The sequence below is a fragment of the Nocardiopsis prasina DSM 43845 genome (assembly GCF_000341265.1).
GTDB classification, from domain to species: Bacteria; Actinomycetota; Actinomycetes; order Streptosporangiales; family Streptosporangiaceae; genus Nocardiopsis; species Nocardiopsis prasina.
Genome location: NZ_ANAE01000079.1, coordinates 59,729 through 71,018, shown reverse-complemented (window position 1 = coordinate 71,018; position 11,290 = coordinate 59,729). Strand labels below are relative to the sequence as shown.

Annotated in this window: 11 protein-coding genes; 5 read left to right on the top strand and 6 right to left on the bottom strand. The window is 72.3% G+C overall.

Features of this window, described 5'->3' with window-relative positions:
- Positions 1-7 precede the first annotated feature (7 nt).
- Positions 8-1,405: a CoA transferase gene (locus D452_RS0103945; protein WP_026128946.1), complete on the bottom strand. Its 1,398-nt coding sequence runs from the start codon at positions 1,403-1,405 to the stop codon at positions 8-10.
- Between the two features lie 162 nt (positions 1,406-1,567).
- Here D452_RS0103945 and D452_RS0103940 point away from each other — a divergent pair, with 162 nt between their 5' ends.
- Entirely contained in the window at positions 1,568-2,419 is an 852-nt protein-coding gene (locus D452_RS0103940; protein WP_017542851.1) for an AraC family transcriptional regulator, read from the top strand.
- Here the strand turns inward: D452_RS0103940 and D452_RS0103935 are convergent.
- From D452_RS0103935 to D452_RS0103925, 3 genes are all read right to left on the bottom strand, one after another.
- Positions 2,394-2,804: a DUF2000 domain-containing protein gene (locus D452_RS0103935; protein ID WP_017542850.1), complete on the bottom strand. Its 411-nt coding sequence runs from the start codon at positions 2,802-2,804 to the stop codon at positions 2,394-2,396. The two genes, D452_RS0103940 and D452_RS0103935, sit on opposite strands and share 26 nt — an antisense overlap.
- A gap of 66 nt (positions 2,805-2,870) precedes the next feature.
- The gene (locus D452_RS0103930) at positions 2,871-3,512 is read right to left on the bottom strand and encodes a TetR/AcrR family transcriptional regulator (RefSeq protein ID WP_017542849.1); all 642 of its coding nucleotides are present in this window, start codon (positions 3,510-3,512) and stop codon (positions 2,871-2,873) included.
- A 29-nt stretch (positions 3,513-3,541) separates the two neighbouring features.
- Positions 3,542-4,705 (bottom strand): acyl-CoA dehydrogenase family protein, encoded by a 1,164-nt coding sequence (locus D452_RS0103925; protein ID WP_017542848.1) that lies wholly within the window; start codon positions 4,703-4,705, stop codon positions 3,542-3,544.
- 141 nt (positions 4,706-4,846) lie between these two features.
- On the opposite strand from D452_RS0103925, the gene D452_RS0103920 reads away from it, so the two are divergent.
- Together D452_RS0103920 and D452_RS0103915 are read left to right on the top strand one after the other, a co-directional pair.
- Complete coding sequence (locus D452_RS0103920) at positions 4,847-5,644, top strand: TIGR03084 family metal-binding protein (protein ID WP_017542847.1); 798 nt, start codon at positions 4,847-4,849, stop codon at positions 5,642-5,644.
- Positions 5,645-5,751: 107 nt separating this feature from the next.
- Positions 5,752-6,783 carry a hypothetical protein gene (locus D452_RS0103915; protein WP_017542846.1) on the top strand — a complete coding sequence of 344 codons (1,032 nt, stop codon included), beginning with the start codon at positions 5,752-5,754 and terminating at the stop codon, positions 6,781-6,783.
- Positions 6,784-6,977: 194 nt separating this feature from the next.
- Here the strand turns inward: D452_RS0103915 and D452_RS0103910 are convergent, their stop codons facing one another.
- Entirely contained in the window at positions 6,978-8,183 is a 1,206-nt protein-coding gene (locus D452_RS0103910) for a DUF418 domain-containing protein (protein ID WP_017542845.1), read from the bottom strand.
- Position 8,184: 1 nt separating this feature from the next.
- On the bottom strand, positions 8,185-8,793 hold the full coding sequence (locus D452_RS0103905) for a TetR/AcrR family transcriptional regulator (protein WP_017542844.1): 609 nt from the start codon (positions 8,791-8,793) through the stop codon (positions 8,185-8,187).
- Positions 8,794-8,996: 203 nt separating this feature from the next.
- Here D452_RS0103905 and D452_RS0103900 point away from each other — a divergent pair, with 203 nt between their 5' ends.
- Positions 8,997-10,250, top strand: coding sequence for a flavin monoamine oxidase family protein (locus D452_RS0103900; protein ID WP_017542843.1), 1,254 nt, complete (start codon positions 8,997-8,999; stop codon positions 10,248-10,250).
- A gap of 145 nt (positions 10,251-10,395) precedes the next feature.
- On the top strand, positions 10,396-11,199 hold the full coding sequence (gene thiD, locus D452_RS0103895; protein WP_017542842.1) for a bifunctional hydroxymethylpyrimidine kinase/phosphomethylpyrimidine kinase: 804 nt from the start codon (positions 10,396-10,398) through the stop codon (positions 11,197-11,199).
- The last annotated feature ends 91 nt before the right edge of the window (positions 11,200-11,290 follow it).

Below are 11,290 nucleotides of genomic sequence, written 5' to 3'. Positions count from 1 at the left end.
ACCCCGCTCAGAGCCAGACCGCCGGGTCACCGCCCCACCGCGTGGACGCGTGGGCCCAGTTGGCGGGCCCTCCCTCGTAGGAGACCGGTGGGAGCGCGTGGCGCAGCGTGCCGTACGCGGACGCGGACTCGGTGAGCCAGTCGGCGGGCTCGTACCCGCCGCCCTCCACCGGTTCCGGGGCGATGTCGTTCATCAGCCACGCGGCGGTACCCGCGAGGGAGAACCGCAGGTGCCTCCCCCGGCCGTCCTCCTGCCGTTCGGTGAGGGCCCGCAGCACTCCGGCGGCCAGCAGGTAACCGGTGCCGTGGTCCAGGGCCTGTGCGGGCAGCGCGCCCGGACGCCCCTCGGGACCGGCCTCGATCGCCGCGATCCCGCTCGCCGCCTGGACCAGGCTGTCGAACCCCCTCCGGTCGGCCCACGGCCCCGACCATCCCCAGGCGCACAGCTGGGCGACGACCAGCCCGGGACGGCGGGCGATCAGCTCCTGCGCGACCAGACCGTGGCGGTCGAGCCCGCCCGGCCGGTATCCGGTCACCACCGTGTCGGCGGAGTCCAACAGCGTCTCGAAGGTGCTCCGACCCTCGGCCGTGCCCAGGTCCAGCAGGGTGGACCGTTTGCCCATCCCGGTGTCGGTGTGGCTGTCGGGGTCCTCCTCCAGGCCCGGGGAGTCCACCCGCAGCACGTCGGCGCCCCGTAGCGCGAGGGTGCGGGTGGCGACCGGTCCGGCGATGACCCGGGTCAGGTCCAGCACGCGCACCCCGCTGGCGGGCAGCTCCGCCCGGGGCAGGCGGCGCCCGCCCGCCGGGCCCACGGCCTCGCCCTCAGCCAGCGGGAGCCCGGCCGCGCGAAATCCCCCCGGGGCCCCGGGTTCCCCGTCCTCTCCGGGCACGGGTGCCACGGCGACCGCCAGGCCGCCCTCGGCGTACACCCGCTCCTGGATGTCGTGCGCGGACAGCGAGGCCAACCTCTCGGCGAGCCCCTCCGGCCCCGTGCCCTCGTCCAGTCCCAGAGCGGCCAGCAGTCGGGCACGGTGGTGGGGGTAGTTCGCGTGGGTGCGCACCCAGCCGTCAGCGGCCGGCCAGAAGCCGGAGTGCGAGGCGAAGGGGGTCAGCGCGCGGCCGTCCACCAACAGGTGGCGTTCGCTGATGAAGGAGGTGGCCACCGCGTCCTCGTCGACACTCGCCCGGGGGATCGGCCCGCCATTGCGCGCCGCCAGCAGTTCGGCGGCGGCCAGCGAGCACGCCCCCACGGTGGCCCGGGCCAGTTCACGCACGGGCAGCACGGCGGGAAGCACGTCCCCCGCGCCCCGGTGGGAGACCCGCTCCGTCAGGTCCGGCGCACCTCCGATCGCCCGCCACGCCTGAGTCGTCGCCCGGTCCGGTGCACCGCTGGGATTGCTCGTCATGACGCCATTGTGCCCATCCGGCCCCGGGGCGCCGAGGCTCGCCCCGCCCTGGGGCGCGACTCCCGCGCGGTGGATCCCGTTCGGGGCGCGCGACCCGGCCCGTGTGTCAGAGCGCACCCCGGCACACGCCTGGCCTCGGGGGGGGCCGCGTAGGCTGCGGGGATGGACGGCCACGCGGACACGGTGGTCCTCAGACCGGAGATCGACGGCATCGCCGAGGTGTTCCACACCCACCTGCGCCAGCACGCCTACCCGATGCACACGCACCGGTCGTGGACGCTGCTCATCATCGACTCCGGGACCGTCCGCTACGACCTGGGCCGCCACGAGCACGGTGCGCTCGACCGCACGGTGACCCTGCTACCGCCACAGGTCCCGCACAACGGCACGCCCACCACCGCGCAGGGGCTGCGCAAACGGGTGCTGTACCTGGAGCCGGAGCAGATCGACCCGGAGCTGGTCGGCCGGGCGGTGGACCGTCCGATGTTCGACGATCCCCTCCTGCGTCACCGCATTCACCAGCTGCACGGCACCCTGTTCCGGCAGGGAGACCTCCTGGAGGCGGAGAGCAGGCTCGAACTCGTCTCCGAGCGGCTCCGTCAGCACCTGCGCGGCACGGTGGGGTCCGCCGCGACCGCCGACGACCCCGGTCTGGCCGACCAGCTGCGTGACCTCCTGGACGCGCGCACCGTCGAGGGGGTGCCGCTGGCCGAGGCCGCCGCGCTTCTGCACGCCCACCCCGCCCACCTGACCCGGGTGTTCACGAGGCGGTTCGGGATGCCGCCGCACCAGTACCTGGTGGGGCGGCGCGTGGACCTGGCCCGGAGACTGATCCTCGAAGGGGGGTCACCCGCGCACGCGGCGTCCGCCTCGGGCTTCTACGACCAGGCCCACCTGAACCGGCACTTCACCCGGGTGCTCGGCCTGCCGCCCGGCCGCTACGCCCGTGCGCTGCGCCAGGGTTCCCCGCAGCGGCCCCGGCCCCGCCTCAACGGTGCATCCGCGCGCCCTTGACGATCCTGTCCACCCCGTTCCTGGGCCCGTGCACGGCCAGACCCACCAGGTCCAGGGAGTCCCGGCCGACCGCGCGAACGGCGGCCCGGTTGTCCCGGTCGTTGCCGGTGGCGAACAGGTCGGAGGTGAACACCGCCAGGTCGGCCTCCCTCGACAGCGCCCGGCCGTGCGCCGTGGTCAGGGTCTCCTTGTCCGCCTCGAACACCATGACGGGCTGGCGGAACATCGGCAGGTAGGCGGTGCCGTCGGCGTCCTCGTAGGGTTGGCCGACCAGCTCCGGAACACGACTTCCCAAACCGCTGACCAGGAAGGACGTGACGTTGAGCCGTTGCCAGACGGCCAGGTCGTCACGGAGCAGGACAGCGATCTTGGTGTCGAAGCGCACTGGGGCGTCTGTGGTCTCCGTGCGCCCATCCTCGCCAGCAGCACCGGCCGGGGTCTTGTACGTTCCTCACCGGTCTCCGAGGTCCGGGGGCTCGTAGTCCAGGCCGATACCGCGCGCCCACAGGCGGGTCGCGGTCTCCACCACGACGTCGGGGTCGTGCTCCTCCCCGTAGAGGAACAGCATCCGTGCGGTGTGCTCCACCATGCCGCCGAGCATGCTCGCGGTGGCCTCCACGTCGATGTCGGTCGAGGCCAGTCCCTCCTCCTGGAGGCGGCGGGTCCCCGTGCTGATGCGCTCGACGAAGAGCCCCCGGATCTCCAGGAAGAGGGTCCGAAAGACCGGATGGCGCGGCGATACCTGCTCGATGACCTGCATGATCCGCGCGTTGTCCCGGTAGGCGGTGAGGAAGCGGCCGGTGGCGTGCCTGATCCGGTCCACGGGGCCCGTCCCCGGGGGCGCGGCGGAGCGGGCGGCGTCGAACATCTCCCCGGCCACCCCCTTGGCGACCTCGTGGAAGACCTCGTCCTTGGAGTCGAAGTACGTGTAGAAACTCCCGTAGGCGATCCCGGCGCGGCCGGTGATCTGGGCGATCCTGGTCGCCTCGAACCCGCGTTCCTCGAACTCCTCGCGGGCCGCCTGGACGAGAGCGCCCCGCTTGCGCCGTCCGCGTTCCGTGGGCGGTCGCCCGGTCAGCGTCTGTTTTCCCACTGGTACCCCTCGTCCCCACATCCCCTTGGTCACCGCAGGGGGAGGAACTTCGCGATGACCTCGTTCATGATCTCGTAGGTGCCGCCGCCGATGCTGAACACCCGGGCGTCCCGGTAGTGGCGCTCCACCTCGGTGCCGCGCATGAAGCCCGCACCGCCGTGCAGCTGGACGGCGTTGTCCACCACGTAGTCCATGGCCTCGGTCGCGGTGTTCTTGGCCATGGCCACCTCGGCGATGAGCGGTTCGCCGTCCTGGAGCCGCTCCACGATCCCCCGCACGTAGGCGGTGGCGACCTCGGTCCGGCGGTGCATCTCCACCAGGCGGTGGCGCAGGACCTGGCGGCGGGCCAGCGGACCGCCGAAGGCCTCGCGTTCGCGCACCCACGCCACCGACAGGTCCACGCAACGGCGCGCCATGGCGCAGGCCTGCACGGACAGGCCGATCCTCTCGCTGGCGAACTGGCGCATGATCTGGACGAAGCCCTGGTCCACGCCGCCGACGAGGTGGTCGTCGGGAACCCGGACGTCCGTGAAGTGGAGTTCGGCGGTGTCCGAGGACCGCCAGCCCATCTTCTCCAGTTTGCGAGCGGCGGTGAAGCCGGGGGTGTCCCGGTCGACGACGAACAGCGAGATGCCCTCGTGCCCGGTGCCGGAGGTGCGGGCTGCCACGGTCACGAAGTCGGCCCGGTAGCCGGAGGTGATGAAGGTCTTCGCCCCGTTGAGCACCCACGCGTCGCCGTCGCGGACCGCCCGCGTGCGGAGGTGGGCCACGTCCGAACCGGTGTCGGGCTCGGTGATCCCGAGCGAGCAGACGAGTTCCCCGGCCAGGGCGGGGCGGACGTAGTCGCGCACCAGGTGTTCGCGGCCGTCCGCGACCAGGGCGGGCAGGGCGATGGTGTGGGTGAACAGCGAGGCCAGGACCCCGGTGGGCACCCCGGCCAGGACCGCCTCCTCGGAGACGACCAGCTGGTCGATCATCTCCCCCTCGCCGCCCACGGACGCGGGCTGGCCGAGTCCGAGCAGCCCGAGCCGCCCCGCGGCCCGGTGCAGATCGCGGGGCAGTTCGCCCTCGTCCTCCCACTGTTCGACGTGGGGAAGGATCTCCTTCGCCGCGAAGGCCCGCACGGTCTCCCGGAGCACGGCGCGTTCGGGGGTGTTCCAGCGGTCCGTCCGTGGGGTTTCGGTCGCGGTCATGTACGCACACTCGCATCCGTTGGGGGTTCCGGCCGGACCCCCTGGGAGATCCAGCTCACACTTTGTTATGGTGCGCGGAACATGACAAGCCAGTCAAGATCTGTGGTCGCCGGGAGACCGGCGCCCGCGTGAGGAGCCCCTGTGGTGGACACAGCCGCACTCGTCGAGGACCTGCGAGCCGAACAGGAGGTACTGGCAGCACTGCTCCGGGGAATCGACCCCGCCGACTGGGCCCGCCCCACTCCCTCGCCCGGATGGAGCATCACCGATCAGGTCGCCCACCTGGCCTTCTTCGACGAGTCGGCGCTGACCGCCGTGACCGCCCCGGAGCGGTTCGCGGCGATGCTCGAAGCGGCCATGGCCGATCCCGAGGGCTACGTGGACACGGCCGCCGCCCCGCTGGCCGCCCTCGCACCGGACACCCTGCTCAGCCGCTGGCGTGCGGCTTCGGAGGCGCTCAGGAGCGCCCTCCTCGACGCCCCCGCCGGGACACGGGTGCCCTGGTTCGGCCCGCCGATGAGCGTTCCCTCCAAGGCGACGGCACGGCTCATGGAGACCTGGGCCCACGGCCAGGACGTGGTGGACGCGCTGGGCACCACCCGCGAACCCACGGGGCGGCTGCGCCACATCGTCCACCTCGCCCTGCGTACCCGGTCCTTCAGCTACCTGGCGCGCGGCCTGCCCGCGCCCGAGACCCCGGTCCGCGTGGAGCTCACCGCCCCGGACGGCGGTCTCTGGACGATGGGACCGGAGGGTGCGGAGGAGGTGGTGCGCGGCGACTCCGAAGAGTTCTGCCTGGTCCTGACCCGCCGCCGCCACCACGCCGACACGTCGCTGACCGCCGAGGGATCCGCCGCCCGGGAGTGGCTGGAGGTGGGCCAGACCTACGCGGGCGGTCCCGGCCAGGGGCGCCGACCCGGTCAGTTCCCCCGGGGATGACCTCCGGCCCCGGCCTCCACCCCCAGAGCTGACACAGCTGTCATGTTCAAGTTCCACGGGAGTGCCTCGCAGCCGGAGCTGTCAGAGGTCGCTGGGATACTCGCCGCATGCCCCTCAAGCTCCCTCAGGACCCCTGGCGGTCCACCCTCCACACCGACTGGACCAGGGCCCACGACCCCGCCAACCTGCCCGCCGCCCTGGAACTGATCGACGCCTACGAACGGCTCACCAGCAACAGGACACGCAAGCCGAGCAGACTGCTCGACCAGGTCAGCAAGGCGGTCGACAACCTCGGTCTTCCGGTCGAGCACCTGCCCTGGGTCTGGGACACGATCGGGCACTGGAGGGCCCGTGGCGATGCCCGACAGGCGGGCGCGGCCTACGCGCGGGCCCGCCGAGCGGAGGTCGAGCACGGGCTCACGACCGACCCTCACCACACCGTCGAGAACGCCCTGCTCTTCGCCCGGTACCGCGCCCTGTCCGCCAAGGAACTGACGGCACAGCGGCGCAGGCTCACGGCCCTGTTCCCGCCCGAGGACGCCCACCGGGAGTTCGTCCGTCTCCTGGAGACCTGGGCAGTGGGCGGCGCGCCGCTCCCCGGCGACCTGGTCTCCCAGCTGCGCGCCTCCGGCCGGAGGGCCGGTCTCGGGGAAGGGGATCGCGCCCAGGATCTGGGACGCGTCCTGGCCGCGGCGCGCGGGCGCGCGATTCCGGACCGGCTCCTGGACGAGGCCGAGGAAGTCTTCGCGAGGGCCGCCCCGGAAGCCGCGTCCCGCCCCGGCCTGGCCGAGCTGTTCCCCGATACGGCCAGCGACGGCGCCCCGTGGCTGCGCCTTCTGGAGACCACCGGGATCAGCGACGACCTGGCTGCGGGGAGGATCATCCCCGAGGGCGGCCTCACGGCGTGGCTCTCCCGGTACCACCGCATGTACAACTCCCTGTGGGTGGGCGAGGGCGTGCGGTCACAGCCCCTGCCGGGCGAGCTGTACACCCTCCTGCCCCGGATCGCGCCACGTATCCGGGAGAGCGGGGTTCCGGTGGACCTGACCGGGCGCCGGTACAAGGTGGAGGCGCGCACCGATCGCACCCTGGCCAGCGCCTGCCGGAGGGAGGGCATCCAGGTGAAGGTGGTCGGCTAGGCCCGGGATGCTCTCGCTCGTGTCGGCGGAGCCGACATCGGCGTGAGAGGCCGCCTGGTGGTCGCGAGCGCGGACTGATCCAAGAAACAGGGTCTGGGCCCGGCCACGGCGAAGGACGAGGGGCCCGTTCTCCGTGGACACACCCGGACCGCTCCGCGCCGGGGAGCGAAGGGCCCACGGCGGGGACCGGCTCCTCACCGGGCCCGGGCGAGGACCTTCTTCTGGAGGGCCTCCAACGGGCCCTGGCGGAAGCGGCGCAGCCACAGCAGAGAGGCCACCACCAGCACCAGCGACACCACGGCCCACAGGACCAGCACCCACCACCGTCCCGTGTCCGCCATGCGGTCGGCCAGGCCGAGGCCGAACCCGTAGCAGACGAACATGAGGATGACGTTCTGGGTCACGTAGCCGGTCATCGCCATCCGGCCGAGGGCGGAGACCCCCGCGACCACGGGACCGGTGCCGGTCGTGCCGTCCAGCAGGCGACCGACCAGGCCGATCAGACCCACAGCGACCAGCGGAGCCACCACGTAGCGGTCCATGAGGAGCCAGTCCGGCCCGCCGAGGGCGGTGAGGACGGTGAGCGGGACGCCCAGGCCGAGCCCCCACCCGAGCAGTCGGGCGCGGATGCCGCACCCGACCGGGTCGTCGGCGAAGGCACCGGCGCGAAGGAGCCGCACCCCCAGGAGGAACATGAACACCATCAGGCCGAACGTGAGGACGGGTTCGAGGCGCAGCCCCAGGAAGTTGTCCAGGCGGAAGGCGACCTGCTCCGGGTAGGAGCCGTGCGCGTAGAGCTCGACCGCCTCGGGGGGCACGGATGTCGGCCGCGTGGGCTCGGCCACGAGCGCCGCCGTGACCAGGCCCATGAGGACCACGTGCAGGGAGACCGACACCCACATGACCCCGTTCCGGGCCCGTTCCGAGCGGGTGAGCAGCCAGGCGGCCAACAGGGCGACCACCGCGTACCCCATAAGCACGTCACCGGCGAAAACAAGTGAGAAGTGCACGGCCCCTTCGACGAACAGGAACAGCGCCCGCCACCGGTAGGGCCCCGGCCAGCGTGCGCCCCGTCGCGCGGCCGACTGGAACTGGATGGCCAGGCCCGCGCCGAAGAGCAGCGTGAGCAGGGCGAGGAACTTGCCGTTGGCGATGGTCCGGAAGACGCCCTCGGCCAGGGTCGCGGCGGACGGGTCCGCGTGGAACGGCGTGAACGGGCTGAGTTCGTCGGTCCCGTAGAGGATCACGGCGTCCCCGCCGGGTCCGGCGAACAGCCACACGTTGGTGGCGAGCGTGCCGAGGATGGCCACGCCCCTGAGGACGTCCAGCAGGGGCAGTCGCCCGCTGGCCGACCGCCCGGTGGGTTCGGCCCTCTGGAGAGCGGTGTCGTCGCCGGTCATGTCAGGCGTCCTCCGTCCCCGCCGCGAAGAGGCGGGCGAAGTGCTGCCGGAGCAGGCGCTCGGCGGTGGCGTCGTCGAACAGGTCCGGGGTGGCCAACTGGTGCAGGGTGAGCCCGTCGGCGAGGGCCACCAGGGCGGCGGCCTCGGCTCTGGGGACGAGGTCTGCGGAGAGTTCGCCCACGCGTTGCGCGGCGTCCAGCCCCTCCGCCAACCCGTCGACCAGTCGGCGGGTGGTGGTCCGGTGCAGTTCGGCCATCTCGGGGTCGCGGACGGCCGTGGGCAGGAACTCCAGCCAGACGGTGAGTTCCCTGCGCCGCTCCTCGTCCATGGGCAGGAGGGTGTGCGCGATCCGGAACATGAGGTCGCGGACGGGCGCGACCCGCTCCACCGCCTCGATCCTCTCCTCACCTCGCTGGTAGAGGTGCTCGACCCCGAAGCGCAGGAGGTCGGACTTGCTGCGGAAGTAGCGCTGGACCAGCCCCACGGAGCCGCCGAGTTCGTCGGCGACGTCCGCGAAGGTGGTCGCCGCCAGGCCCTTGCGGGCGATGGTGCGCAACAGGGCCTCGGCGACCTGGCGTCGTCTCTCGTCGTGGTCAGCGGTGCGTGTCATATAAAAATATTAGGGACATATTTTTATATTCGCAACCGGTGGCCGTCTCCGGCCGCCCCGGGTTCCGCGGGCTCACGTGACCACCGCGTCCGGTTCCGCACCGATAATGCGGGGACGGGCGTCCCCGAGACCGGGGGCCTGGCCAAACTGGAGGCGGCGTGGGAGCGGACGGGCGGGGCACTCAGGACGCCCCGCGACCAGCGGTGAGCCGGCGGTCCCTGCTGGCCGGCGGGGGCGTGCTCCTGGGCGGAGCCGCGCTGTTGGGCGCGTCGGCCCGCGCCGCGCGGGAACGCTGGGACGTGGCGGTGATCGGGGCCGGGGTCACCGGACTCTCGGCCGCGCGCAACCTCGCCGACCACGGCCTCTCCGTGATCGTCCTGGAGGCACGCGACCGGATCGGCGGACAGCTGTACACCGACCACGGCTTCAGCTCGGTCCCCGTCGAACTCGGTGCCGGGCTGATCCACGGCCGGGAGGCCTACACATGGGAACTGGTGGCGGAGGCCGAGGCGGAGACCGTGCAGGTGCGCGCCGGGGAGGGGGTCTCCGCGCCCGTTCCGACCCCCGAGGCACCCCACGAGAACGAGGACGCCGCCGCGTACCTGCGCCGCATGGGCGTACCCGAGGACCAATGGCCACCGGTCTCCATCGACAACGAGTCCCTGGAGCGGTGGAGCGCCGTGTGGATGCGCGAGTACGGCCTCTTCGACTGGTGGTCCGTACCCCGGGAGAACTTCCGCGTGGTCGGCGGTTACGACGGCCTGCTGCCACCCCTCTCCCACGGCCTGGACGTGCGCCTGGAACACGCGGTCCGCCGCGTGCGCTGGTCCGGACGCGGCGTGCGACTGGACGTGGCCTCGCCCGAGGGCGGCTTGGAGGTGCGGGCCGACCGGTGCGTGGTGACGCTCCCGATCGGGGTCCTCAAGGCCGGTGACGTGGTCTTCGAACCAGCGTTGCCCTCCGGCCACCGGGACGCCGTCGACGCCCTGGACCGCACCGACGCCCTCAAACTCGTGTACGAGTTCGACCGCGCGGTCCTTCCCGCCGACGAAGACGCCCTGGGTTGGGACGAGGACACCGGTTTCGTGTTCTGGTGCCTGTCGCGCGCGACACCGGAGGTGGTGGTGGCCTGGGCCGCGGGCGAGCCGGCCCGGGAGCTCCTGGACCTGCCACCGGACCAGCGGTTCGCCGCCGGGCTGGCCGCGCTCGCCGAGGCGCTCGGTGAGGAGCCGCCCGCGCCGGTCGCCCGCACCACGCACGACTGGGCGGCCGACGAGTTCAGCCGGGGCGCCTACCTCTTCGTCCCTCCGGGCGCGCACGATGCTCCGGACACGCTCGCGCGGCCGCTGGAGGGGGTGCTGTACTTCGCGGGCGAGCCGACGACCGGGGAGAACACGGTGGAGGGCGCCTACGTCAGCGGCTACGACACCACGGACGCCCTGCTCGCCGACTGGTGAGGGCGGGCCGAACCGGGTGTCCCGAGAACCACACTCTGAACGTTATGCCGGAAATGAACAGTTGTGATGCAATAACCAGTGGGTTCGTGTCCCGCGAGGGCCCCGACACCGCGCATCTGCACAGCAAGTTAGAGGGAGGTTGGCGATGACCAACCGCGCGTACGTGATCGCAGGGTCGGAGGCCACCGGCGGCGCCGGCATCCAGGCTGACCTGAAGGCCTTCCAGGAACTGGGCGTCTACGGCATGGGGACGATCACCTGCATCGTCTCCTTCGACCCGAAGGAGAACTGGGGCCACCGGTTCGTCCCCGTCGACCCGGGCGTCATCGCGGACCAGATCGAGGCGGCCACCACCTGCCACGACCTCGACGTCGTCAAGATCGGCATGCTCGGCACCCCGGACACCATCGACGTGGTCTCCGAGGCCCTCCAGCGCCAGCCGTGGCGCCACGTGGTCCTCGACCCGGTCCTGATCTGCAAGGGCCAGGAGCCCGGCGCCGCCCTGGACACGGACAAGGCCCTGACCGCGCAGATCCTGCCGCTGGCCACCGTCATCACCCCGAACCACTTCGAGGCCCGCACCCTCGCCGGGATGGAGTCGATCGAGACCGTCGAGGACCTCGTGGAGGCGGCCCGCCGCATCCGCGAACTCGGCCCCCGGCACGTGGTCGTCAAGGGCGGCACCGAGCTGCCCGGCCCCGACGCCGTCGACGTCTACTTCGACGGCGAAGAGGTCACCGTCCTGAGCGCGCCGAAGATCGGCGAGGAGCGCGTGAGCGGGGCGGGCTGCACCTTCGCCGCCGCGATCACCGCCGAACTGGCCAAGGGAGCCGAAGTCGGCGACGCCGTGCGCACCGCGAAGGCCATGGTCCGCGAGGGTATCGCCGAGCGCCTGGCCACCCACGCCCCCTTCGCCTCCGTCGTGCCGATCGCGCCCGCCCAGGCCTGAGATCACGAGTGTCCTCGGTCACTTCAGGCACATCCGTCCCCCCGATCATGAATGTTTTCCCGTGAATCGGACAGGCTGTGGGTGAATCCGA

Bases quoted from the DNA above. Each gene is read 5' to 3' on its own strand.
- D452_RS0103905 (WP_017542844.1), bottom strand. From the start codon at position 8,793: ATGACACGCACCGCTGACCACGACGAGAGACGACGCCAGGTCGCCGAG.
- D452_RS0103910 (WP_017542845.1), bottom strand. From the start codon at position 8,183: ATGACCGGCGACGACACCGCTCTCCAGAGGGCCGAACCCACCGGGCGG.
- thiD (WP_017542842.1), top strand. From the start codon at position 10,396: ATGACCAACCGCGCGTACGTGATCGCAGGGTCGGAGGCCACCGGCGGC.
- D452_RS0103925 (WP_017542848.1), bottom strand. From the start codon at position 4,705: ATGACCGCGACCGAAACCCCACGGACGGACCGCTGGAACACCCCCGAA.
- D452_RS0103915 (WP_017542846.1), top strand. From the start codon at position 5,752: ATGCCCCTCAAGCTCCCTCAGGACCCCTGGCGGTCCACCCTCCACACC.
- D452_RS0103945 (WP_026128946.1), bottom strand. From the start codon at position 1,405: ATGACGAGCAATCCCAGCGGTGCACCGGACCGGGCGACGACTCAGGCG.
- D452_RS0103940 (WP_017542851.1), top strand. From the start codon at position 1,568: ATGGACGGCCACGCGGACACGGTGGTCCTCAGACCGGAGATCGACGGC.